General features: G+C 49.4%; 24 protein-coding genes. 13 read left to right on the top strand and 11 right to left on the bottom strand.

Going from position 1 to position 24,135, the window contains the following annotated elements; genetic code table 11:
* The first annotated feature begins 23 nt into the window (after positions 1–23).
* The 7 genes from mutS (at position 24) to DYD62_RS11790 (ending at position 8,942) form a co-directional block, all read left to right on the top strand.
* The gene (gene mutS / locus DYD62_RS11820) at positions 24–2,588 is read left to right on the top strand and encodes a DNA mismatch repair protein MutS (RefSeq protein WP_115228287.1); all 2,565 of its coding nucleotides are present in this window, start codon (positions 24–26) and stop codon (positions 2,586–2,588) included.
* Between the two features lie 284 nt (positions 2,589–2,872).
* On the top strand, positions 2,873–3,319 hold the full coding sequence (locus tag DYD62_RS11815) for a hypothetical protein (RefSeq protein WP_115227522.1): 447 nt from the start codon (positions 2,873–2,875) through the stop codon (positions 3,317–3,319).
* 214 nt (positions 3,320–3,533) lie between these two features.
* Positions 3,534–4,886 (top strand): 23S rRNA pseudouridine(2605) synthase RluB, encoded by a 1,353-nt coding sequence (rluB, locus tag DYD62_RS11810; RefSeq protein ID WP_115227521.1) that lies wholly within the window; start codon positions 3,534–3,536, stop codon positions 4,884–4,886.
* A 9-nt stretch (positions 4,887–4,895) separates the two neighbouring features.
* Positions 4,896–5,468 (top strand): transcription elongation factor GreB, encoded by a 573-nt coding sequence (greB, locus tag DYD62_RS11805; protein WP_115227520.1) that lies wholly within the window; start codon positions 4,896–4,898, stop codon positions 5,466–5,468.
* A gap of 56 nt (positions 5,469–5,524) precedes the next feature.
* Entirely contained in the window at positions 5,525–7,579 is a 2,055-nt protein-coding gene (locus DYD62_RS11800; protein WP_115227519.1) for an ATP-binding response regulator, read from the top strand.
* A gap of 45 nt (positions 7,580–7,624) precedes the next feature.
* A complete protein-coding gene (locus DYD62_RS11795) occupies positions 7,625–8,446 on the top strand; it encodes a thymidylate synthase (RefSeq protein ID WP_115227518.1) in 822 nt (273 codons plus the stop codon).
* 10 nt (positions 8,447–8,456) lie between these two features.
* Positions 8,457–8,942, top strand: coding sequence for a dihydrofolate reductase (locus DYD62_RS11790; RefSeq protein WP_115227517.1), 486 nt, complete (start codon positions 8,457–8,459; stop codon positions 8,940–8,942).
* A 65-nt stretch (positions 8,943–9,007) separates the two neighbouring features.
* Here DYD62_RS11790 and DYD62_RS11785 read toward each other — a convergent pair whose 3' ends face one another.
* The 3 genes from DYD62_RS11785 to rpe are packed head-to-tail and all read right to left on the bottom strand — an operon-like array spanning position 9,008 to position 10,703.
* Positions 9,008–9,676: a phosphoglycolate phosphatase gene (locus DYD62_RS11785; RefSeq protein ID WP_115227516.1), complete on the bottom strand. Its 669-nt coding sequence runs from the start codon at positions 9,674–9,676 to the stop codon at positions 9,008–9,010.
* Entirely contained in the window at positions 9,673–10,023 is a 351-nt protein-coding gene (gene arsC, locus DYD62_RS11780; RefSeq protein WP_115227515.1) for an arsenate reductase (glutaredoxin), read from the bottom strand. The genes DYD62_RS11785 and arsC overlap by 4 nt, the downstream gene beginning before the upstream one ends.
* Positions 10,020–10,703: a ribulose-phosphate 3-epimerase gene (gene rpe, locus DYD62_RS11775; RefSeq protein ID WP_115227514.1), complete on the bottom strand. Its 684-nt coding sequence runs from the start codon at positions 10,701–10,703 to the stop codon at positions 10,020–10,022. Before rpe ends, arsC begins: the two co-directional genes overlap by 4 nt.
* Before the next feature lie 109 nt (positions 10,704–10,812).
* Between rpe and apaG the strand changes: the two genes are divergently transcribed.
* Positions 10,813–11,196, top strand: a complete 384-nt coding sequence (apaG, locus tag DYD62_RS11770; RefSeq protein ID WP_099396142.1) for a Co2+/Mg2+ efflux facilitator ApaG/CorD — start codon at positions 10,813–10,815, stop codon at positions 11,194–11,196.
* A gap of 78 nt (positions 11,197–11,274) precedes the next feature.
* Entirely contained in the window at positions 11,275–13,038 is a 1,764-nt protein-coding gene (locus tag DYD62_RS11765) for an ABCB family ABC transporter ATP-binding protein/permease (RefSeq protein ID WP_115227513.1), read from the top strand.
* Positions 13,039–13,054: 16 nt separating this feature from the next.
* Here DYD62_RS11765 and DYD62_RS11760 read toward each other — a convergent pair whose 3' ends face one another.
* The 3 genes from DYD62_RS11760 to DYD62_RS11750 all read right to left on the bottom strand — a co-directional run bounded on the left by DYD62_RS11760 (position 13,055) and on the right by DYD62_RS11750 (position 14,644).
* The gene (locus tag DYD62_RS11760; protein WP_132038637.1) at positions 13,055–13,339 is read right to left on the bottom strand and encodes a hypothetical protein; all 285 of its coding nucleotides are present in this window, start codon (positions 13,337–13,339) and stop codon (positions 13,055–13,057) included.
* Between the two features lie 215 nt (positions 13,340–13,554).
* On the bottom strand, positions 13,555–13,740 hold the full coding sequence (locus DYD62_RS11755; protein ID WP_115227512.1) for a hypothetical protein: 186 nt from the start codon (positions 13,738–13,740) through the stop codon (positions 13,555–13,557).
* Positions 13,741–14,074: 334 nt separating this feature from the next.
* Entirely contained in the window at positions 14,075–14,644 is a 570-nt protein-coding gene (locus tag DYD62_RS11750) for a phasin family protein (RefSeq protein ID WP_115227511.1), read from the bottom strand.
* Between the two features lie 212 nt (positions 14,645–14,856).
* Between DYD62_RS11750 and phaR the strand changes: the two genes are divergently transcribed.
* From phaR to DYD62_RS11730, 4 genes are all read left to right on the top strand, one after another.
* On the top strand, positions 14,857–15,534 hold the full coding sequence (gene phaR, locus DYD62_RS11745) for a polyhydroxyalkanoate synthesis repressor PhaR (RefSeq protein WP_115227510.1): 678 nt from the start codon (positions 14,857–14,859) through the stop codon (positions 15,532–15,534).
* A gap of 114 nt (positions 15,535–15,648) precedes the next feature.
* On the top strand, positions 15,649–16,458 hold the full coding sequence (tcdA, locus tag DYD62_RS11740) for a tRNA cyclic N6-threonylcarbamoyladenosine(37) synthase TcdA (RefSeq protein WP_115227509.1): 810 nt from the start codon (positions 15,649–15,651) through the stop codon (positions 16,456–16,458).
* Positions 16,459–16,492: 34 nt separating this feature from the next.
* A complete protein-coding gene (locus DYD62_RS11735; RefSeq protein WP_115227508.1) occupies positions 16,493–17,131 on the top strand; it encodes a carcinine hydrolase/isopenicillin-N N-acyltransferase family protein in 639 nt (212 codons plus the stop codon).
* A 27-nt stretch (positions 17,132–17,158) separates the two neighbouring features.
* Positions 17,159–17,344 carry a hypothetical protein gene (locus tag DYD62_RS11730; protein WP_115227507.1) on the top strand — a complete coding sequence of 62 codons (186 nt, stop codon included), beginning with the start codon at positions 17,159–17,161 and terminating at the stop codon, positions 17,342–17,344.
* On the opposite strand, the gene DYD62_RS11725 is transcribed toward DYD62_RS11730, so the two are convergent.
* The 5 genes from DYD62_RS11725 to DYD62_RS11705 form a co-directional block, all read right to left on the bottom strand.
* Positions 17,336–17,554: a GNAT family N-acetyltransferase gene (locus tag DYD62_RS11725; protein ID WP_115227506.1), complete on the bottom strand. Its 219-nt coding sequence runs from the start codon at positions 17,552–17,554 to the stop codon at positions 17,336–17,338. The two genes, DYD62_RS11730 and DYD62_RS11725, sit on opposite strands and share 9 nt — an antisense overlap.
* A gap of 258 nt (positions 17,555–17,812) precedes the next feature.
* Positions 17,813–18,220 (bottom strand): alternative ribosome rescue aminoacyl-tRNA hydrolase ArfB, encoded by a 408-nt coding sequence (arfB, locus tag DYD62_RS11720; protein WP_115227505.1) that lies wholly within the window; start codon positions 18,218–18,220, stop codon positions 17,813–17,815.
* A gap of 25 nt (positions 18,221–18,245) precedes the next feature.
* A complete protein-coding gene (locus DYD62_RS11715; protein ID WP_276527790.1) occupies positions 18,246–21,125 on the bottom strand; it encodes a DNA translocase FtsK in 2,880 nt (959 codons plus the stop codon).
* 181 nt (positions 21,126–21,306) lie between these two features.
* Positions 21,307–22,602, bottom strand: coding sequence for an MFS transporter (locus tag DYD62_RS11710; protein ID WP_115227503.1), 1,296 nt, complete (start codon positions 22,600–22,602; stop codon positions 21,307–21,309).
* A 76-nt stretch (positions 22,603–22,678) separates the two neighbouring features.
* Complete coding sequence (locus tag DYD62_RS11705; RefSeq protein ID WP_115227502.1) at positions 22,679–23,953, bottom strand: MFS transporter; 1,275 nt, start codon at positions 23,951–23,953, stop codon at positions 22,679–22,681.
* Positions 23,954–24,135: the final 182 nt, after the last annotated feature.

The raw sequence follows: 24,135 nt of genomic DNA, 5'->3' as shown, positions 1-24,135 counted from the left end.
TATTTCAGCAAGGGAATACAAAAATGGCGGAAAAAAAACCAAGCGCTAGCGCCAAACCAACGCACACGCCATTTATGCAGCAATACCTGCGTTTAAAGAGTGATCACCCGGATAAGCTGCTTTTTTATCGCATGGGTGATTTCTACGAATTGTTCTTTGATGATGCAGTTCGTGCAGCCAAATTACTCGATATCACACTGACCACCCGTGGCCAAACTGCGGGTGAGCCGATTCGCATGGCGGGTGTGCCTTATCACGCGGCAGAGCAATATCTGGCCCGCCTCGTCAAAATGGGCGAATCGGTGGCGATTTGCGAGCAAGTGGGTGAAGTCACCGGCAAGGGGCCGGTTGAGCGCAAAGTCATGCGTGTGGTCACGCCGGGCACCCTGACTGATACCGCTTTGCTCGATGTAAAAACCGAGAATCGATTGCTGGCGCTGAGTTTCTCGCGTGGAAAGATGGGGATGGCTTGGCTATCGCTTGCCTCAGGTGATTTTGCCCTGATGGATAGCACGGCAGATAAGCTGGCTTCAGAATTAGAACGCTTGCGCCCGGCTGAAATCCTAGTGGCCGACGATGCAGGCCTGGCTTTGTTTGATCAGGCCAGCGCTGTGGTGCGTAAATTGCCGCCCTGGCAATTTGAAAGCGCGGCTGCGGTGCGTAATTTATCCCGTCATTTTGAGACGCACGATTTAGCAGGTTTTGGTGTGAGTGAAGGCATGCTGGCACTTGGCCCGGCAGGTGCTTTGCTGGAATACGTTCGCAGCACGCAGGGCGGCGCATTGCCCGTGTTGGCTGGCCTACGTTGTGAGTCGCAAAGCCAATATATTGAGCTAGATGCCGCCACGCGCCGTAATCTGGAAATCACCGAAACGATTCGTGGTGAAAGCTCGCCGACTTTATTTTCCCTGCTTGATCAATGCGCCACCGGCATGGGCTCACGCCTGCTGCGGCACTGGTTGCATCACCCGCTTAGATCCAGTAGCAAAATTATGCAGCGGCAAAATGCCATTGCGGCACTGCTGGCAACGGCTTCGTTTGAGCCCATTCATGCAGCTTTGGATTGCGTGGCGGACGTGGAGCGGATTACCGCCCGTATTGCTTTATCTAGCGCAAGGCCGCGTGATTTATCTAGCTTGAGGGATAGTCTGGCGGCGTTGCCTGCCCTGATTGCGGTATTGCCGCAGGATGATTTCTTTGCGTCGCTAGGTAAAGCATTATCGCCTGATGCGCAGATTCTGAGCTTGCTGAGTGCCGCTATTCAGACCGAGCCCTCTGTGGTGCTGCGCGAAGGCGGCGTGATTGCCGATGGCTATAGCAGTGAGCTGGATGAGCTGCGTACCATCCAAACCCATGGCGGTGAGTTCTTGCTGGAGCTGGAAGCGCGTGAGCGTGAACGCACGGGCATTCCTACGCTGCGGGTCGAGTACAACCGCGTTGCAGGCTATTTTATCGAGATTACGAACTCCTATTCAGGGGCCGTGCCAGACGATTATCGTCGTCGTCAGACCATGAAAAACGCCGAGCGTTATATAACGCCCGAGCTGAAATTATTTGAAGATAAGGCTTTAAGTGCAAAAGAGCGGTCCTTGGTCTTAGAAAAAGCACTTTATGATGATTTGCTGCAGCGTTTACAGCCCTATTTGGGCGCTTTACGTTTGGCTGCGCAAGCTTTAGCAACGGCCGATGTGCTCGCCAGCCTTGCGGATCGTGCCGAACGTGGCAATTATATTGCACCGCAATTTGTGGAAGGCCAGCTTTTGCGTATCGAGGCGGGCCGTCATCCGGTGGTTGAAGCACAGATCGATGACTTTATCTCTAATAGCGTTGATTTCTCTGTGGCGCGCAAGCTGCTGTTGATTACCGGCCCTAATATGGGGGGTAAATCGACTTATATGCGGCAGGTAGCCCTGATTGTACTGCTGGCGCATGTGGGGAGTTTTGTGCCCGTACAGAGTGCCACCATTGGTAAACTTGATCGTATCTTTACCCGTATCGGGGCATCGGATGACTTGGCGGGCGGGCGCTCTACCTTTATGGTGGAAATGACCGAAACAGCCAACATCCTCAATAATGCCTCGGAAAATTCTTTGGTCCTGATGGATGAAGTGGGTCGCGGCACGTCTACGTTTGACGGTTTGGCGCTGGCCTGGTCAATTGCGAAAGCATTAATTGAGAAAAACCGCGCTTATACTTTGTTTGCAACTCATTATTTTGAGCTGACTCGTTTGGCGCAGGATTATCCCGTTGTCGCCAATGTCCATTTAGATGCTGTTGAGCATAAAGACCGCATCGTGTTTTTGCATGCGGTGCAGGAAGGCCCCGCTTCGCAAAGCTATGGTGTGGCAGTGGCTCAGCTAGCAGGGGTTCCAAAAGATGTTGTTCGTCAAGCGAGGAAAAAATTGCTCGAGCTGGAATCAAATAGTGTGCAGGGCGGCATGCAGGGCGATTTATTTGCTACGGCCAGCGTGATGCAAATCGAGCCCGAGCCTCATCCGCTTCAGGATGCCCTAGCTGGAATTGATCCGGATGAGTTGACCGCACGTGAGGCGCATGATCTGCTCTATCGCTTGTGCGCTTTGCTTTAGAATTGCTCAAAATGGCATTTTGTAGTATTTGATGTTGAAATGAGAACGAGATGCAAAAAAACTTTGTTTTTTGCTATGGGTTCCTATAATCAATTTGCCTTACTATGTGTGCTGTATTTTGAGTGTGAATTAATGATGAGCTGCCGGATGGTTATGAGAGTTTTACGTTTTTAACTAAGTATGATGCAAAAAATAGTAAGAATGTAAATTTTACCGGCTAGCATGTGATGCTGTTTGCTAATATTAATTGCTAAGCATAAATGCTTTTCCAATAGGGAGTAGCTGTGAATACGGTGTCGGAGTCTGCTGCAGTGAGTAGTGATCAACAAGGCAGTACTTTGCTTGAGATTGCTTCGTTATTATCCGATGGTTCGCCAGAAGAGGGGTTTTCTTTAACAGAATTAAACACGAAAGCGGCTTCCGAGCTGAAGCGTTTTGGTGATGATTTACAGTCTCACCTTGCGCTGATTGGGGTGACGGTTCCTCCTGCCTTGCAACTGCGGGGGGATAATAAGGGCGCAGTGTATGTGATCGGAGAACATGCTTTAAAAGCGGAAATTGAAAACTTTCTGAACAATAACACGCGTCTTTTGAAGTGGTATAAAGAAGTAGAAGTGATGCATGAAATCTTGCGAAGTACAGAATTAGACCACGGGCAAACACTGGAAGGGCAGGTGTTTAATTTGGGTTTAACCAGTTTGGGTTGCGTTGCATTTTTTTCAGTGCTGTAGTTTGTAATCAAGATGCCCGGCAGATTTATTTGATTAAAGCATTTTAAAATCAGCCGCTTGCTTGTTGTTAAGCCTTATGTTTTTATGCCAGAACAAAGAAGTTGAGTCAGCAGCCGCCGATAATTTTATCGGCGGTTTGCTATTGTGAGGCATGAATGCAGTGTAAGGCGCGTATTCAGGTTATAATCCTCTGTTTTTTTGGAAAGAAACGCACATGAAAACCACCCGATCACGTCGCCCCCAGCCCGCCATAGCAGAACGTAAGGCGAGCGAGCGCAGCGCGCAGGCTGCTGGTGCAGGCAAACGTACGGGTGGCAAAGCCACTGGTGAAGAATTCTCTACCCGTAATCCTGCTTATGCCAAACCTGCTGCGACGGGGGCAAATTCTCGCGGCGGCAAACCTGCCGGTGAGGCGGGGCGCAATCCTGCGTATGGTAAATCTGCTGTAACAGGTGCGAAGCCTCGTGGCCGCAATGCGGCAAGTGGTTTTGCTGAAGCAATGCCAGAGCAAAGCAGGGGTGGGCGCAGTGGACGAGGCGCGCCAAGCACGGCGGCAGCGGAATCGCGCATGCCCCGCGCGCCACGCTCTAAGCCTAATCCTCAGGGTGGGAAGGCAGAGCGCCCGACATTTGAAGCGTATAAGGCAGTTGCTGCTGCAAGTGCCGGCATAGCGCCTGAAGGTGAAGTACGTAAAACCAAATACAAAACCGTAAGCCGTGCGCGCCGTATGCAACTGCGCCAGGGCTCGGTACGCGAATTGCAAATGCAGAAAGAATTGCGTGAGCGTCGCGTTGCAACCACGGAAATCCCCGCCGAGCGCTTGCAAAAAGCCCTTGCCTTTACAGGATATGGCTCACGCCGCGCAATGGAAGACGCAATTGCTGCCGGTAAAGTGTCGGTTAACGGCAAAATTGCTGCCTTAGGTAGTAAGGTTAGCTTGGGCGACGAAGTTCGTTTTGATGGCAAAAAAGTGGTGCTGAAATGGCCTGACCGCCTGCCGCGTATTGTGATGTATCACAAACAAGAGGGCGAGTTGGTCAGCCGTGATGATCCGGAAGGCCGCGTGACTGTGTTTGATCGCTTGCCACGCCTGAAGTCCAGCAAATGGGTAGCGGTAGGGCGCTTGGATTACAATACCAGTGGCTTGCTGCTGTTCACTACATCGGGTGAGCTGGCCAATCGCATGATGCACCCAAGTTTTGAAGTTGAGCGTGAATACGCGGTACGTGTGTTCGGCGAGCTGACTCAGGAGCAAATCAACGAGATGCTTAAAGGCATTGAGTTGGAAGACGGTACGGCACACTTCGCACGTCTTGAAAGACGCGGCGGTGAGGGCTTTAACCACTGGTACCACGTTGTACTGAAAGAAGGCCGCAATCGTGAAGTGCGCCGGATGTTTGAGCATTTTGGCCTGATTGTCAGCCGTCTGATCCGCGTTCGTTTTGGTTCGATGACGCTGCCGGGCCGCTTGCGCCGTGGTCAGTTCCACGAGCTGACTGAGCTGGAAATTCTGGGCATTATGCGTTGGGCGGGTCTGAAAATTAATGGTCGTCAGGCGGACGAATAGGTTGTAGTGATGAGTAAAGCGTTTGTTCGGGAATCTGAAGCCGATGATGATGAAATTCCTGCTGAGCTGCGTGTTCCGGCAGGAAGTAAAAATTATATGACTCCGGGCGGCTGGCGGAAAATGAAAGCAGAATTTGCCCAGCTGGTGCAAAAAGAGCGCCCCGAACTGACGCAACTCATTAACTGGGCGGCCTCGAATGGCGATCGCTCAGAAAATGGTGATTATATTTATGGCAAAAGACGTTTGCGTGAGATCGACCGGCGCATTCGTTTTTTGACTAAACGCCTTGAATTAGCAGAAGTGATTGATCCGGAATTGCGCGAAGCCACCGATCAAATTTTCTTTAGTGCAACCGTGACTTACTTACGCGAAGATGGCCGTAGCGAAACTGTTTCTATTGTAGGTGTTGATGAAACCGATATGAAGCGCCATTACATCAGCTGGACATCGCCTGTGGCTAGGGCGCTGATTAAGGCTAGGGAAGGGGATGTGGTGGTCTTGCGTACGCCTGCCGGTATAGAAGAGCTTGAAATTACTGACGTTGTTTATCAGGCTTTAGAAACCGAGCAATCCAGCTTTTAAGTAAGTCGCTGAATTGGTACTTTGCACATTCATCGGCTTACGGTATCTTGTTTACCATGGATACCTTACGTCAATCCCGTGATAGTCTTTTTCGCCGCGTTTTTCGCAATATGGTCATGCGTATTGCCATCGCAGGCGTGCTGCTCTCTGCATTGAGCTATTACTGGAGTTACGTTAATTTCCAGGAAGAAGCCCTCTCCAATCTTGCCCAGTACATCACTGCCCGCAGCCAGCTAGAAAGCGAACTATTTATTCAGGCCGAAGCGAACACGAAAATTGTTCGGGATGAGTTTTTACGCCGCTATGTGTTACTGGGCAGCGAAGATCCCCGTCCGGCTTTTCATTCGCTGATTGCTCAGGATAAAGATGGAATGTGGAGGGTTAAGGTACAAAAAGACGATTTTGAGCGCAAAGCCACAATCGCCTTATTGCCTGATGCTAGGCAAACTCCTGCATTTATGCGGCAAGTTTTATTGGCTTATGATGTTTTATCTCAATATGGGCCGGCATTCAGAAATCGCTATTACGATACCTTTATTGATTTAAATGTTTCTAATGGCAGTTTAATGTATCTGCCTGATTTAAATTATGCCCGTAATGGATCAGTCGCTGATTTTTCAATTGATCTTGATACAGAGCTGGGTGCTACACCCGCAATGAATCCTGAAAGAAAAACCTTCTGGACGGGTATCTATTTTGACCGGCAGGCCTTGCGCTGGATGGTGTCCGTGGTCACGCCGCTTGATTATCTGGGGCGGTATATTGGTGGAATAGGCCAGGATGTTTTATTGGATCAGTTAATTGATCGTAATAATAAAATCAATATTCCGGGTACATATAATATTACGATGACTCGTCAGGGTTTATTAATTGCCCATCCCGATAAGATGGATAAAATCCATGCAAGTAAAGGTCGTTATACAGTTCAGCAAGATCCCGTATTAAAAGGTATTTTTGAGGCTACGCTCAGTGCGAGGAAGGGGGAGCGTTTTGTAGAAACTCCGGATGGCTTGAACTGGTTGGGCGTGGCGCCGATTGAAGGGGCAAACTGGCTGTTTGTGACTGTGTACCCTAAAAGACTATTGCAGGAAAAAGCAGCAAAAACCACGAGTGTGGTTCTTTTTCTGGGCGTGCTGGCCCTTTTGCTTGAGCTGGCTTTAATGGCCTTGGTATTAAAAAAAGATGTTGCACTGCCTTTGAAGAGATTGAAAAACGCAATTCATGCCGCTGCAGCAGGAAAACCCAGTAACGAGCTGGATTTAGAACGAAATGATGAATTGGGTGATTTGGCCCGCAATTTTGCAGAAATGTCACAAACCGTCAGCCTGCACAGGCAGCATTTGGAAACACTGGTTGAAGAAAGAACGGCTGAGCTTGCAACACGGAATCAGCAATTAGAAGTTCTGAATGATTCACTAACCCATTTAAATACAGAGAAAAATGAATTACTTGCTATTGCAGCTCATGATTTAAAAAACCCTGTGGCCAGTATTCAGGGTATGGCCCAGTTGATTGCTTTACGTTTAAATGAATGGCCCAGAGAAAAAATCCTCGACAGATTATCCGGTATTGGTTTGTTGGCTGATCGTACCCAATGTATTTTAAGTAACCTGCTTGATCATGAAGCTTTGGAGAGTGGCTCGGTACAAGTGAATATCGAGCCGCTTTGTTTACGTCAGTTATTAACCGAATTATTGTCAAGCTGGGAAGAACGGCTGGCAATTAAGCAGCAAAACTGCGTTCTGGGCCTGGGGGAATACCCTGTGCTAGCAGACCGGCAGGCGTTATGGCAGGTGCTGGATAATTTGCTTTCAAATGCCTCTAAATATGCGCCTCAGGGAAGTACCATACATTTAAGCAGCCAGCTTGATGGTCAGTTTGTTCGGGTGCTTGTGGCTGATCAGGGCCCTGGCGTTGCACCCCATGAAATTCCAAAATTATTTTTGAAATTCAGCCGGCTTTCTGCGCTTCCAACCGGGGGGGAGCACACAACCGGCCTTGGTTTGTCGATTGTAAAGCGCTTGGTGGAAGTGATGCATGGCCGTGTTTATTGCCAAAGCCAATTTGGTAGTGGCGCAACCTTTGTTGTGGAACTGCCTTTGGCGCGCTGATCTGATAAACTTCGCCCCTGTTTAAAATCATCATGGTTCCCTCTTATGCGTCAATATCTTGATCTTCTCCAACATGTTTTAGACCACGGAGTCAGGAAAGAAGACCGTACTGGCACGGGTACGATCAGCGTGTTCGGGCATCAGATGCGTTTTAACCTGGCCGATGGTTTTCCTTTGGTCACGACTAAGAAAACACATTTGAAATCGATTGCTTATGAGTTGCTGTGGTTTTTGCGTGGCGAAACCAATGTGAAGTGGCTGCAGGAGCGGGGGGTTAAAATCTGGAACGAGTGGGCTGCTGCTGATGGCGAACTGGGGCCTGTGTATGGCTCGCAATGGCGCAGCTGGCCAACGAAGGATGGGCGCCATATTGATCAGATCAACCAAGTGGTTCAGCAGTTAAAAAATAACCCTGATTCCCGGCGCATTATTGTCTCGGCATGGAATGTGGGCGAGATCGAAAACATGGCTCTGCCGCCTTGCCATGCGTTCTTTCAGTTTTATGTTGCCCCGGCAGCGGCTGACGATGCTGATCAGCGTGGCAAGCTCTCTTGCCAGCTTTATCAGCGCAGCGCGGATATTTTCCTAGGGGTGCCTTTTAATATTGCTTCTTACGCCATGCTAGTGATGATGCTGGCCCAGGTGTGTGATTTGGCTGTGGGCGATTTTGTCTGGACGGGTGGAGATTGCCATATTTACAGTAATCACCTGGATCAGGTGCACGAGCAATTATCCCGCACGCCACGCGCTCTGCCCGTGCTTAAGCTTAATCCGCTTAAAAAAGATATTTTTGATTTTGAATATGAAGACTTTACCCTGGAAGCGTACGACCCTTATCCTGGGATAAAAGCGCCAATTGCAGTTTAAGGGATACATAATGGATATTGCGATTATTGCAGCCGTCGGGCAAAACGGCGTGATCGGTATAGAAAACCGTTTGCCTTGGTCTTTACCTGAAGATTTAAAAAACTTTAAAGCGCTCACCATGGGCTCGCCCATGCTGATGGGGCGCAAAACTTTTGAATCCTTGCCAGGTTTATTGCCGGGGCGTCCGCATTGGGTGATTACGCGCAATGCTGAGTGGCATGCTATGGGTGCAACAGCGTTTTTAAGTCTTGAATCGGCACTGAATGAGGCGGCTAAGGCGGGTCTTGAGAAGTTATTTATAATCGGTGGTGGCGAGATTTACACCCGCTCGCTGCCTTTGGTGAATACGCTGTATTTAACTGAAGTGGGTTTAAGCCCCGTGGGCGATGCTTATTTCCCGGTATTTGACCGCGCTGAATGGCAAGAGGTGGCAAGGTTGCCGCAGCAAAGCGCCAAGGGGATTGAATTCTCTTATGTTGAATACCGGCGAATCTGATCTTTTGCCCAATAAAAAACCCGCTGCTTAAAAAGCTGCGGGTTTTTTATTGGCGGCGAACAGGTTTAATCCTGTGCTTCCAGCCAGTTCATTAGCTCCTCAAAACGCGCCAGCGTGACATCTGCTTCAGGGATGCTTTCTGCTGCGCCATAGCCATAGCTTACATAGGCCACTTTACAGCCTGCTGCGCGGGCCGCAAGGATGTCGTTTTTTGAATCACCAACCATCAGCAACTCATCCGCGCTTACGGCTAGTTTTTCCATGACATACTGCAATGGCTCCGCATGGGGTTTGCGGTTGGGTAGTGTATCGCCACTGACAATCACATCAAATACATTGCCAATTCCCAGCTCTTTTAAGAGCGGTTGGGTAAACCGCTCTGGTTTATTGGTGACGATAGCTAGGCGATAACCGCAATCGTGCAATTCATTCAGGGTATTGGCAACGCCATGATAAAGCTTAGTTTTAAGCGTGAGGCCTTCAAGGTAATGCTGATCAAAGCGGCCAAGCGCTTCTGTTTGTGCCGCTGTACCGGTAAAGCTGGCGGACATATCTGCGGCCATTGCGCGGGCGACCAAGCTTTCGGTGCCATCACCGACAAAGCTTTCAATCAGCGCTTCTTCGAGCTGGGCAAGGCCCGCATCACGGCGGGCGGCATTGGCGGCATGGGCTAAATCGGGAATCGAATCGGCAAGAGTGCCGTCTAAATCAAAAGCAAAGGCTTTGATACTCATGCAGGTGTGTCCAGTAGGGTGAAAATATTTTCAATCGGCCGGCCAATGGCGGCGCGATCATGGTGAATTAAAATCGGGCGTTCAATCAGCTTGGGGTGCGCTGCTAATGCGGTAATGATGGCATCGTCGTCTAAAGCGGCGTGGGCAAATTGCGCCTGCCATAGCGCTTCTTTAGTGCGCACGAGTGCCAAGGGCGCAATGCCCAGCTGAGCGATCAGGGTACGAATGGCCGTTTCATCCAGAGGGTGCGTGAGGTAATCGATGATTTCTGGCGACAGGCCCCTCGCTGTGAGTTCCGCAAGGGCCTCGCGGCTTTTGGAACAGCGTGGGTTATGCAGCAGCCTCATGCCTTAATCCTAGCCAGCTCAAGGCGCATTTGATCGATTACTGTTTTGTAGTCAGGTTTGCCAAAAATGGCTGAGCCTGCCACAAAAGTGTCGACGCCAGCCGCAGCAATTTCAGCGATATTGCCCGCGTTGACGCCACCATCAATTTCCAGCCAGATTTCACGCCCTGTACGCGCGGTATAAGCATCAATACGGGCTCGTGCCTCTTTGGCTTTTGCTAATACGCCAGGAATAAAACTTTGCCCGCCGTAGCCCGGGTTCACCGACATCAGCAAAATCATGTCGATTTTATCCATGACATAATCTAAATAGTGTAATGGTGTGGCTGGATTAAACACTAGACCAGCCTTACAGCCATGCTCTTTAATCAGACCCAGAGACCGATCAATATGCTCGGAGGCTTCTGGGTGAAAGGTGATGATGTTGGCACCAGCCTTGGCAAAATCAGGAATGATGCGATCAACCGGCTTAACCATTAAATGTACATCAATGGGCGCGGTCGTGTAAGGACGGATGGCCTCGCAAAACATCGGGCCCATCGTTAGATTTGGGACGTAATGGTTATCCATCACATCAAAATGAATCATGTCTGCGCCAGCGGCAATGACGTTTTTAACTTCTTCGCCCAAACGGGCAAAGTCAGCGGCAAGAATGCTTGGTGCAATACGAAAATTTGACACAACAGCCTCCAAGGTCAGGGTTTATGACTCATTTTAACGGATACCTTACCTCTATAGCCTCTGGCTTGGTAATATTGTCTCCATCAATGACCAAAAGAACCATAATAGAATGAGTGACTCCCCTGTATATAGCGTGCTTGTTCACGCCGAAGCCTTTTATCTGCCAGAGCAATCGGATGAAGTAGCCGACCGCTATGCGTTTGCTTACCGTATCACCATCACCAATACCGGCACGGCAGCGGCTCAGCTCTTGAGCCGGCACTGGGTCATCCGGGATATGGAAGATCGTGTGCAGGAAGTACAAGGTGATGGCGTCGTTGGCGAGCAGCCTGTGTTAGAGCCAGGTCAGCATTTTGAATATATGAGCAGCGCCAGTATTGCAACACCGGTTGGCTCTATGCAAGGAAACTACCGGATGCAAGCGGCTGATGGTAGTCAGTTTGATGCAGAAATTCCCTCGTTTGTTTTGGCAATGCCGCGTATCTTGCACTGATAGTCTGAATTTGCTGTAAGCGTAAAGCAGGGCGTTAATATTAACGCCCTTTTTTTGTTCAATATATTCTGGATTTTTATGAGCCCAACACGTCGCAATGACTGGCAGACTTTATCGACCCTGCTGCCTTATCTCTGGCAGTATAAAAATCGCGTGATTCTGGCCTTGTCACTGCTTATTCTGGCAAAGTTTGCCAATGTATCGGTGCCTCTCGTATTAAAGAGCATTGTTGATGGGCTGGATCCAAAGCACGGGCCTTTAGTACTGCCGCTGAGCCTGGTGCTGGGCTATGGCGCACTGCGCCTTTGTGCTTCGGTTTTTGGTGAAATGCGCGATGCTGTCTTTGCTAAGGTTACGCAGGGAGCGATTCGTAAAGTGGCGATGCAGGTCTTTGAGCATTTGCACCGCCTGAGTTTACGTTTTCATCTGGAGCGGCAAACCGGGGGAATGAGCCGGGATATTGACCGTGGCACAAAGGGAATTTCATTTTTACTGAATTTCACCCTGTTTAATATTTTGCCTACTCTGGTCGAGATTTTATTGGTAGCTGGTATCTTACTGAAAAAATATGATGTTTGGTTCTCAGTGATTACTTTTGGCACCATTGTTTTATATATTGTTTTTACGCTGGGCATTACTGAATGGCGAATGAGCTTTCGCCGCACCATGAATGATATGGATTCAAAAGCCAATACCCGAGCGGTAGACAGCCTTTTAAATTATGAAACGGTTAAATATTTTAATAATGAACGCTGGGAGGCAGAGCGTTATGATACCAGCCTTAAAATATGGGAGACTGCTGCAGTTAAGAATCAGGTATCCCTTTCATTTTTAAATGCAGGCCAGGCCATTATTATTGCTTTTGGCGTTACTTTGTTGGTTTGGCTGGCTGCTGATGGTGTTGTGAAAGGCACAATGACATTAGGTGATTTGGTTTTAGTGAATGCATTTTTATTGCAGCTTTATGCGCCACTTAATTTTCTGGGTTTTGTTTATCGCGAAATTAAACATTCTTTAGCTGATATGGAGAAAATGTTTACTTTAATGGGGCAGAATGCGGAAGTAACAGATATTCAAGATGCACAATTGCTGGCAACTACATCTGCTGCTATTCGTTTTGATCAGGTTGATTTTTCATACGAAGCAAACCGAAAGATATTGCATGCTGTGAGTTTTGATATTCCGGCAGGCAAAACGGTGGCCGTAGTGGGCAGTTCAGGAGCAGGTAAATCGACATTATCCCGCTTACTGTATCGTTTTTATGATGTGAGTCAGGGGAGTATCAGTATTAATGGGGTCGATTTACGCCAATTGAATCAAGTGAGTTTGCGCGCACATATCGGGATTGTGCCGCAAGATACGGTGTTGTTTAACGATAGTATTTATTACAATATTGCTTATGGACAGCCTAGTGCAAGCCGTGACGAGGTGATTCAGGCGGCAAAGTCAGCGCATATCTATGATTTTATTTTATCCCTGCCTGAAGGTTTTGATACCTTGGTTGGGGAGCGTGGTCTTAAATTGTCGGGCGGAGAAAAACAGCGTGTCGCTATTGCTCGCACGATTCTTAAGAATCCACCCATTTTAATTTTTGATGAAGCAACTTCAGCGCTAGATTCACGCACAGAAAAAGCAATACAGGCTGAATTAAAAGAAATATCAGCCAATCGTACAACTTTAATTGTGGCGCATCGATTATCTACTGTGGCCGATGCAGATGAAATCCTTGTGATGGAGCAAGGCGTCATCATAGAACGGGGGCGGCACCGTGATCTTTTGGATCTGGGCGCGCATTATGCACATATGTGGCAACTACAGCAGGGCGATGAAGAAAATAAATAATTAACTAATGTGGCACTTAAAATGCATTCCATGGAAATTGCTTGGTTTGTGCTTTAAGTGCCGCTTGTTCTACCACCCATTCATATAAATCATCTGCATCAAGCGAGAGCTGCACGGCACGGCTTCTGATTTTTTCCCACACTTCGCGTCTTAGTTGCTGTCGGGCCAGCTTTTTGGCCAGTGTGGTTTCATCCGTCTGACGCATAACATGCCAAGCTTCAGGTTCAGGCCGTACTTCATCAGGGCTGTAAAAAAGTACAGATGGGTGAGGAAGAACTTTCTTTTGATTTAAGTCTTTCAAATTACATAGTGCCTTTGATAATGCCATAACGAGAAGACCGGCTTTAGAAGCTTCGGGCAAAAGATCGTATTTAAAGCAGTTTTTTTGATCTTAAGGTTTCTTGCAATGGCGAATTAAAAATATTGCAGCGGGCAAATAGCGTAATGCGCGGGCTGATTACTCAGCAAGTCTCTGAGGCGCTGCGGGTGATTCATTTATATATAAGCGCTAAGTGCTCATTTTGGAATTTTTTTTAACAAGAATTGATCAAAAAGTTGATTAAGCTTGGTGTGTGAAACTTGAGCTTCATCGGGGGGCTTTTGACCTGACTCAGTACGGACATATTGTTTTGGCTTGAACAGCAGATTCAAAACTTGAGCTGCCATTGCTGAATCAGGCGAGATTGTATAAGGCTCTTTCATTTACTGCATCAACTCTGTGGCATTCTTGGTAAAAAAACCAAAAATACATCAGTTACAGGGCTTGACTGAAACAGAAAACACCACTTTCTTGTTTGTAATTATTTTGTAATAAAAATAAATTATTTGAAAGTTACTTGTAATTTATTGCTTAAGGGTCAGGAGTAAGGGAATATCAGCTTTGCCGGGCAGATAAGAAAGGGCAGAATGTTTTGTAATGACTCGTGCAGGTCGTTCTTCAGAGGCGGTTTTGCTTGTGTATGGGCGATGAACGTAAAAAAAGCCACGACAGCGTCGTGGCTTCAGGACAGTATGCTAATACTTAAGCGCTCATTTATTATACGGCTGCAGCACTTGCACCGTTTGTTTTCTTAGCTGCTGTCTTTACTGCATCAGCAGTTGCTGTGCCAGCGGCTTTAACAGAAGCGTCTGCAAAATCAGCAACTTGCTTTGCTGCTTTTGTCAGGCTGTCTACTGCAGCTGCAGTGGCTTGCAATGTTGATTTAACCGCCGCAACAGCAACATCTGTACCTGCTGGTGCTGATTTAACGAATTGGTCTAAACCAGATACAACGTGTTTATTGAAAGCAGTCGTACGTTCTTCAACCAATTGCGATACTTCAGCTTGTGCTTGTGAAGCGATTTCGTACAGGCTGCGTGAGTAATTTGTCGCTTGTTCAATTGATGATTCAGTTAATTTTTGACGCAATGTCAGTGCTTCTTGTGCATCTTTTACAGCAACCAGAGCATTTGCATTTTTAGCGCTGGTTTCTAAATTGTTTTTTGCAACTTCAACTTGCAGCTTGATGATCCGTTCGGCAGAATCAATGGAAATGCGTGCGAAACGCAATGCCACTTCAACTTGCTCGGTAGCGAACGCGGAGAATTGTTGTTGTGCAGTAGTCATTTTCAAGGATCCTTTCTATTTGGTCAGTGAATTAGAGTTTTGACTTGCGAGTTGTACGCCGCTTTAATCATGATGCAGTGCACAATCAGCGCTTATTCTGGAAGAGGATGAAGTGCTTGTCAAATAAATTGTGCGCCGCAACATGTTGCATGAAAAGATAGTCAGGACTATCCTCATCTCACAACAATATATACACACACGAGGCAGCAGCTATGAGCGTGGAAAAACGCGTGATCAAGAAGTATCCAAACCGCCGCCTGTATGACACGGCGACCAGCTGTTATATCACTTTGGTCGATGTAAAACAGTTGGTCTTGGATAATATTGATATCCAGATTGTGGATGCTAAAGGGGGGGAAGACATTACCCGCAGCGTGCTGCTACAAGTGATCATGGAAGAGGAAGCTGGCGGAATGCCTATGTTTTCTTATGATGTGCTGACACAAATCATTCGGTTCTATGGGAATGCCATGCAAGGTGTGATGGGGAATTACCTGGAAAAAAACATGCAACTCTTTGCAGAAATGCAAGGTCGCTTACAAACACAGGCTAAATCCGTGATCACCGGTGAAAACCCGATGCTTTCAAATGCCAATCTTTGGGGCGATTTTATGAAGTTCCAAGGGCCAGGCATGCAAAGCATGATGAATAATTATCTTGAAAGCAGTACCTCCATGTTTGTGGATATGCAGCAACAGTTGCAGGATCGAGCCCGGCATTTGTTTACCGGAATGGGGATGCCTGGCTATGGAAAAGAAGGGGCGATCTTGTCAGAGGATGAGTTGAAACCCACCACTCCGCCAGCATCTGAAGCTGCAGCAGATGAACCCGTGGCAGCAGAACCTGTAACCGCAAAACCTGCCCCACGTCGCCGTGCGGCTAAAAGCTGATATTTTTTAGCTGATAAGTCAGATATAAAGCGCCCTTTGGGGCGTTTTTGCATTGTGCTAAGGTAAAATGGCCATCGATTTGTAAAAAGCAGAATATTTGTAAAAGGCAGAATTTTGGAAACATCTTTTGAACGTCGTTTTGGTGGTATTGCTCGTTTATATGGTATGCCTGCATTAGCACGCTTCCAGCAGGCTCATGTTTGTGTGGTTGGAGTGGGGGGAGTGGGCTCATGGGCAGCTGAAGCGCTTGTCCGCTCTGCTGTTGGCCATATTACGTTGATTGATTTAGATGATATTTGTGTCTCAAATACAAATCGCCAATTGCCCGCGCTTGAAGGGAACTACGGAAAAATGAAAGTAGTGGCTCTGGCGGAGCGCATTAAGGCGATCAATCCTGAGTGTGTGGTTGATATTATTGAAGATTTTGTGAGCGTTGATAATTTTGAAGAAACACTAGGGCGGGGTTACGACGCAATTATCGATGCGATTGATTCGGTTAAAACTAAGGCGGCCATGATTGCTTGGTGTAAGCGCCGCAAAATTCGCCTAGTGACAACGGGTGGCGCAGGCGGACAGACTGATCCAACGCAAATTGCCGTGGTTGATTTATCTAAAACCATTAACGATCCGCTGGCGTCTAAAGTGCGCTCCATCTTGCGCCGTGAGTATGGTTTTGCTCAGCAGGGTAAAAAAATGGGGGTGGAGTGTGTTTATTCCACCGAGCAGCTGGTCTATCCCCAGCCCGATGGCAGCGTGTGTGGTCAAAAGCCCGATAGTAGCGAAGGTACGCTTGGCTTGGGGTGTGAAGGGGGCTTTGGAGCCTCTGTGGCGGTAACAGGCTGCTTTGGTTTTGTGGCGGCCGCGCAGGTGTTAAAACATTTGGCCAAGCCTGCTGCAGCGCCCTCTGCTTCCAGCACGGAGTAATCGGTTTAAATCGATTAAATATTCGAGGTGGGTGATGCGTATACGCCTGATTACTTTGTTTTCCTTGATACTGAGCGTGCCTGCCGGAGCCTGCACACTATGGGGAGCAGCAGGCCTGACTGCTGGTGGAGGCACCTTGCTGGCCAAAAACCGAGACTGGCGGCCAGATCATGTGCAATCAATCCGTTTGATTCACCCCAAGCGGGGTGCCTCTTATGTGGGGCTCTTCGCAGATAACGGTTCTGCCCCCGGCTTAAAGGCTGGGGTCAATGAGTATGGCTTATCGGTGGTGAGTGCATCGGCCAGCAGTTTGGCCAGGGAGTATTGGGATTCACCAGACGTGCATGGTCCAATGTTGCTTATTCTGCGCGAGGATCACAGCATTGCCGATGTTTTGGCCAAAGCGGCGCAACGCTTTAGCCACAGCTCACCCCTGTTTTTGCTGATTAGTGATCATCAGCAGCTTTTAGAGGTGGAAATTGGCAAGGATGGCCGCTACACGCTGCAAAAGCAGAAAGAGGGCGTGCTGGCGCATACCAATCACTATCTAAGTGATGAATTAGCGGGTTGCAATAAAAAAATTGGAAAAAGTAGCCCTGCAAGGCTGGACAGAATCCGAGCCCTGCTGCCTGGAGGGCCATACAGCCTGAGCGATTTTTCCGTATTTAGCTAGGATCAACAGGCAGGGCCGGATCTCAGTTTGTGGCGCAGTGGCAAAGTACACACATTGTCCAGCTGGCAAATAGCCACGCCAGCGGCTGGCCCGGCTCAATTGTCTGTTCGCATGGCAAACCCTGAGCAGGCAATCGTACAGAAGCAATGGGTGCTGGATGATACTTTTTGGCATGGTTCTGCACGCGTCTTGTTGCCAGAGTCTTCAGAGTAAAAATTGCATCGCACTGAATCCCTGAGGCAAGGTCTGTTGGTTGCTGCGGCTGATACGGCCCACCGCCTGATAAAAAGGAATGGCATTCGGGGCTGCATTCAGCCAGATCGCCTGTTTTTCACTTTTACCTTTGCAATGCTCGATAGCCGCCAGCATTAAAGCGCGGCCCAATCCCTGGCCCTGGTACCTAGGGCGACAAACAGGCTGCATAAATTCCAGAATTTTTTGACCAGTATGACGCCAACAATACGGCCATCAAGGGTGCACTTTAGGTGGCAGCCCTGATGCGGGTTGACGTACCACCAGTGCAAATTGTCTGCGGTATTTTCAATGAGTTCTTGCTGCATTTCAGGTGAAAAACCCAATGCCTCGATGGTTGAAGTCATCAAAAATAAAAGGGACTGGCTGTCATCGACGTGGATGGTTTCAATTTTTACAGGGTTCTTCGAGTGCTTGCTTAAATTAAGTTTAATCGCTTACCTTGCCTCTCAGCGCCTTAATGCTGCCGCGCTTATTTTTGCTATCCAGCCGCCTCGTTTGCGATCCCTTAGTTGGGCGGGTGGCTTTGCGCGGGGCGGCAACGGAGGCTACGCTTTCCACAAGTTCAAATAACCGCAAAATGCCATCGGCGCGGTTTTGTTCCTGGCTACGGTATTGCTGTGCCTTAATCACCACTACGCCTTCTTTATTGATTCGCTGGTCCCCAAGCGCCAATAGCCGTTCTTTCAGAGGCAGGGGCAGGGAAGAAGCGGCAATATCAAAGCGTAAATGCACCGCGCTTGAAACCTTGTTAACATTCTGTCCGCCCGAGCCTTGGGCACGGATGGCGGAGAATTCCATCTCGGCTTCGGGGATATTAAAACGGATGGTCAGCATACGGGGCTGCTCGAAAGATAGTGCATCAAGATTCCATCGCAGGCGGGGCTAATACGGTGCGGTTGCCATTACTTTCCATCTGACTGACGATGCCGGCGTTTTCCATTTGATCGATTAACCTTGCTGCGCGGTTATAGCCGATTCTCAGCTGGCGTTGTACGGCCGAGATGGATGCACGGCGGCTTTTCAGCACTAAGGCCACGGCCTCGTCATAGAGCGGGTCGCTCTCGCTGCCTTCATTATTGTTATTAATATTGGATGCACTCGCTTCGGCATCAAAACCACCATTGAGCACGCCGTCGATATAGCGTGGCTCGCCAAATTGCTTGAGGTGCTCCACCACGCGGTGCACTTCATTATCATCAACAAATGCACCATGAATACGCTGCGGATAGCCGGTGCCAGGTGGCAGGAACAGCATATCGCCTTGCCCAAGCAGGGCTTCGGCCCCCATCTGGTCCAAAATAGTTCGGCTATCAATTTTGCTGGAGACCTGGAATGCCAAGCGTGTCGGGATATTGGCCTTAATGAGGCCGGTAATCACATCCACCGATGGGCGCTGGGTGGCCAGAATCAGGTGAATCCCGGCTGCGCGAGCTTTTTGCGCTAAGCGGGCAATCAGCTCCTCAATTTTCTTGCCTGCTACCATCATCAGGTCGGCAAATTCATCGACTACCACCACAATGAAGGGCAGATGTTCCAGTGCTTCTGGATCATCCGGCGTGAGCGTAAATGGGTTGGTCAGCCGCTCACCACGCTGCTCAGCTTCACGTACTTTTTGATTGAAACCGGCTAAATTACGCACGCCAAAGGTACTCATCAGGCGGTAGCGTTTTTCCATCTCCGCCACGCACCAGTTCAAGGCATTGGCGGCCAGCTTCATATCGGTCACAACCGGTGCCAGCAGGTGCGGGATGCCGTCATAAACCGATAATTCCAGCATTTTCGGGTCAACCATAATAAAGCGCACTTCTTCAGGCGTGGCTTTATACAGCAAGGACAAAATCATCGCGTTCACGCCGACTGATTTACCTGAGCCGGTCGTCCCTGCCACCAACATATGCGGTGCTTTGGCTAGATCAGTGACGATAGGTGCACCGGTAATATCTTTACCCAGCGCAATGGTGAGCTTGCTGTGGTTTTGCTGGTAAACATCTGAAGACAAAATTTCGGACAGGCGAATCATTTGCCGTGTGGGATTGGGTAGCTCCAGTCCCATGCAGGTTTTTCCCGGAATGGTTTCTACCACACGGATCGACACCAGCCCCAGTGCCCGGGCTAGGTCTTTCATTAGGTTAACAATTTGTGCACCACGGACGCCAACAGCAGGCTCAATCTCGTAGCGAGTAATCACCGGGCCTGCGTAGGCGTCGAGTACCGAGGCTTTGACGCGGAACTCGGCCAGTTTTTCTTCAATTAAAATGCCGCGGTCTAAGAGATCATCTTGACTGATGGTTTCAATCGCTGGGTCTGGCGGATGTAGCAGGCCGAGTGATGGCATAAAGTCGGCACTATAGTGCACAGGCTCAGCAGGCGGCAGTGGCGCAGGGGCTGGTGGCTTAGACCAAGTCAGTACCGGCGCTTCAGGGGGCGCTGATTCTTCCTGATACGTTGGAGCGGCCATGATGACGGGCGCCGCAGATACAGTTGGGATGCTGATGGCTGCAGGCAGCGGCTCGCTCAGATAAGACGCAATGGGGGCCGGAGGGAGCTCAATACGTGGCTCAGGCAAGGGCGCTAAGGGCTCTGCTTCATGCTCAGGTTCAAGGGCGTCTTTTTCAACGATAGCTTCCAGCGTAATGGTCTCGCAGGGCACCCAATCAGGAATCTCAATATTTTCTGTAATGACAGCTGGCGTTGCTTCTGCAGGAGGCGCACTGATGACGGGAAGTTCTGCTGCGCTTAAAGTGGGCTCGATACGGGGTAGAGGCTGAGGCTTAGGCTCCAGCTGAAATAAGCGGGGGCTGGCTTTAATGGGGGCACTGGGGGTGCCCGGTGCCTTAGGGCTGCGGGCAGGGCTGGGCGCAGGCTCAGGTGCTTTGCCATGAATTCGTGAGAGGCGTTGATGAATTTCTTCGCTGGCAATCAGCGGTAATTCAGCGGGCGCAGCCGGCTGTGGGCGCTCTGCATGGCGCTTGACCCGGTGATCATTTTGTAAGTGTTGCCTGATTTGCGAGAGATCAATCAGCGGCAAAGTGCTGGCCGAATGTGCGGGTGCTGCACTTTGTTGTTTTAGATGCTGGAATAACTCATCTCTGTGGATGGCTTTGGCAGGTTCTGGCTTATCCGCTATCTTTACCAAGCTGACTGCAGGGCGGGCGGCTTCAGGTTGGGGTGCATCCAGAGCGCCGGATGCAGGCGCAGGAGGCTGATAGATACGCTGACGTGGCATGGGTGCTGCAGTGGCTACCGCTGTAGGAGCAGGCACGTTCTCTTCAATGATTTCTTCTTCATATTCTTCAATTTCTTCTTCAGTCTCTTCAGCCTCGTCGGTATGGCTGGGGTCAAATTGCGCTTTAATGCTGTCGCTTGTGGCCGCAATCCCTTTCTCTATGGCGATACCTGTTTCTTCTAGAATCAGGCTCCATGGTTTGTTACGCCAGAGCGGAACACCAATGCCCAGCCCTATAGAGAATAACAGGGCTGATAAAATGGCCGAATAGCTTAGTAAGCTTTGCCCCGCAGCCAGTGTGCATAGTGAGATAGCAAAACCCAGATATTCAATCGCGGAAAGTTTTTGCTGCTTCCATACCCGCTCCAATGCAAAAAATGCACAAAGCCAAGCAGCCAGAGCCACATGCCGGTTAAAACCTAAGAGCACGATCAAAATAAATGCAGGACAAAGCCAGGCTAAACGGGCCGTTTGCAATAGGTGATTGATTCGGGAAATGAATCGAATTGACATGTTTTTACAAATCCAGGACAGCAGAAATAGGCAGACCCGCATTATCCGCTTCCTTAGGGAGAACGCCAATCAGCAAAAAGGCTAGTGTTTGTTCAATATGTACAGAGATACGGCTCAAACTGCATCTTTACGCTGTGCAGGCAGGGATGTTGCTCCCATATTCTGGCCTTTTTCTGACAGGTTATACGGAAAGCGGCTTGCTTTGCTGGCTGAATAATTCTGGATACAGCTTGCCATACCAGTCTTTTACTTCAGTGTGATCTAGCGCCAGAAAATGCTGAATGCCAGGAACAAGAGGAAAGAGCATGGTGATCAGCAGCAGGCAAATGCCAAAGCTGGTATACACCGCACTGATATCCAGAAATCCAAGGGTCAGCCCTGCTATAGCGGGCCCCAGCATGCCGGAAATCTGCATCACCATCATGTTGACCGAGGAAAAACGGCTGCGAAAGTGATCAGGAACCGCCAGTTGGCGGTGTGTCTGGCCGACCAGCTGGCTGACTGACATCGAAAACCCTGCAATGCCAAACCCTAGGATCAGCAGCCAGCCTTGCGCACTCAGTGCGACACCAATAATCGTCACTGCTGAAACCATCAATGCGCCCATGCAGGCTTTAAAGCGCCCAAAAGCATGAATCACTTTTTTTGCGCCCCAAAAAGCGCCAATCAGCATCCCTAGACCTAAGGCGGCTTCGGTTGCACCCAGCCAGCTGGCGTTCAGCTTGAGCGAATGAATTTTTAAAGGCAGTAACATACCTACAGCGGGTGAGAAAAACATCATGCAAAAAAAGGCATACAGCGTCCAGCTGCGATCAATCGGGATATGCCATTTTGCGCGTAAACCAGCCCGCACTTCTGTAAGCCATCCATCACGCACTCGGCTGGCAGGTTTAAGGGTTGGAATAGCAAATGCAGACAGTGCGGCAATCAACAGGATTGCAGTATAAATCCAGAGGGCGATGGGAATACTGCTCAGGGCAACGATGGCTCCGCCCGCAACCGGCCCGGCTAACTGGCCGACAGACTGAGCGCTTTTTTGTAAGCTCAGTGCATCGGCAAGGCGCTCTGGCGGGACTAAATCTGCGGCAATACTGGCAGCGGCCGGGCGCACAATTGCAAAAGCAACGACTTCAACAATATAGATGAGCACGATGGGCAAAATATTGTATATGCCAAGGCTGGCCATGGTTGCCAAACCCAGCGCTGTTGTTACCGCAGCAAGCAGGCCCCATGCCATCAAACGCGATTTGGGGTGACGATCGCCCAGCGCAGAAAGTAGGGGCAGGGCAATCAGCATGGTTGCGGCTGATGAAATACCAAAAATGGATAAATCGGCCGCGCCCCCATGCGTGGCAATCCACCAACTGATGGCGACACTGCCAGCGCTGAGCGACAGCACGGCCAGTACATCGTGTAAAAGTAAGAAAGGAAATGCAGTACCCAAACCCTGCCATTTTTGAGTAAAAGGTGCGGACATCGTGATCTCGTGTAGCGGTGTATGGGGGGTAAGACGCGTTTACCTACTCGTGCTGCTGCGTCTTGACTTCGGTTTTTTATAAAAAGAGCTTAGGCTGCAGCGTGGCGTACCAGTTTTTTACTTCATGATGATCTAAGGCTAAAAAAGTACGAATGTCCGGGATGCGAGAAAAGGTGAGCGTCACCAGAAAAAGTCCCATGCCAAATGCCGCATAAACCATATTGATATCCAGCAAGCCAAGGGCGATACCCGCCATGGCGGGGCCTAAAATGCCGGATAAAGTCATGACCATAAAATTTACCGAAGAAAACCGGGCACGAAAATGATCAGGCACAGCCAGCTGGCGGTGGGTCTGGCCAACAAGCTGGCTGACTGACAGGGCAAATCCGATTAGGCCAAAGCAAAGCACTAGCATCCAGCCCTTATCACTAAAGGCCGTCGCGCAGATGCCCAGCGCCAAGGTGAATGTTGCGCTGCGGGCGGCACTGAATCGCCCCAGCCACTGAATGACTTTGGCCGCACCCCATAAAGCACCGGTTAACATACCCAAGCCCAATGCGGCTTCGGTGGCCCCAAGCCACTGTGCACCCAAATTTAAAAAATGGATTTTAAGCGGCAGCAGCATGCCAATCGCCGGGGAGAAAAAAAGCATGATAAAGAAGCTAAACAGGGTCCAGTTTCGATCAATAGGGATATGCCACTTTGCGTGTAAGCCTGCGCGAACTTCGGCGCGCCAATGGCTTTTATTTAACGCTGGTGCGGGGCGGATCACGGGGATTGCAAAGGCAGAGAGCGCGGCAATCAGCAGGATCACGGTGTACACCCATAAAGCAGCAGGAATACTGCTTAATGCAATAATGGCCCCGCCAGTTACCGGCCCGGCAAGCCGACCTAGCGATTGCGCACTTTTTTGTAAACTCAGTGCTTCGGCTAGGTGATTGGGGTTGACCAGATCTGCCGCAATGCTGGATACAGCGGGCAAAACCATGGAAAAAGCAATCACATCAAAAGCGTAGATCAGAATAATGAGCCAGATATGATAAAAGCCAAAGCTAGCCATGATGGCCAGACCCAGCGCGGTAATCACAGCGGTAAGCAGCCCCCATGCCATGACTCTGGATTTAGCCAGACGATCGCCCTGCGCGGAAAGCAGCGGCAAAGCAATCAGCATGGTCAGTGCTGCCGTGATGCCAAAGATAGATAAATCTGCGGCACCACCATGGGTAACGATCCACCAGCTAATCGCCACACTGCCGGTTGTTAGTGAGAGTACAGCCAGAAAATCGCATAAAAGCAGAAAAGGAAAAGCATGGCCTAAGTTTTGCCATTTATTGCGAAATGAAGAGGGCATGGCGGTGGTTGATCAAGGGGCGGGGGGACAATTTTATCAGCTTACCCATTTATGACGAAGGGATTGCTTGGCCAATTTAAACTATTTATTTTTACTGACAGCTACATGCGGGTTTGCCACGGATAATCACCTTGCCCTGATGCAAAAAAACCACGCATGGCGTGGTTTTTTGTGGCGTTTTG

The organism is Iodobacter fluviatilis (assembly GCF_900451195.1).
Taxonomy (GTDB): Bacteria; Pseudomonadota; Gammaproteobacteria; order Burkholderiales; family Chitinibacteraceae; genus Iodobacter; species Iodobacter fluviatilis.
Note: the sequence above shows the minus strand (reverse complement) of the source record. Positions and strands in the feature narration are given on the sequence as shown.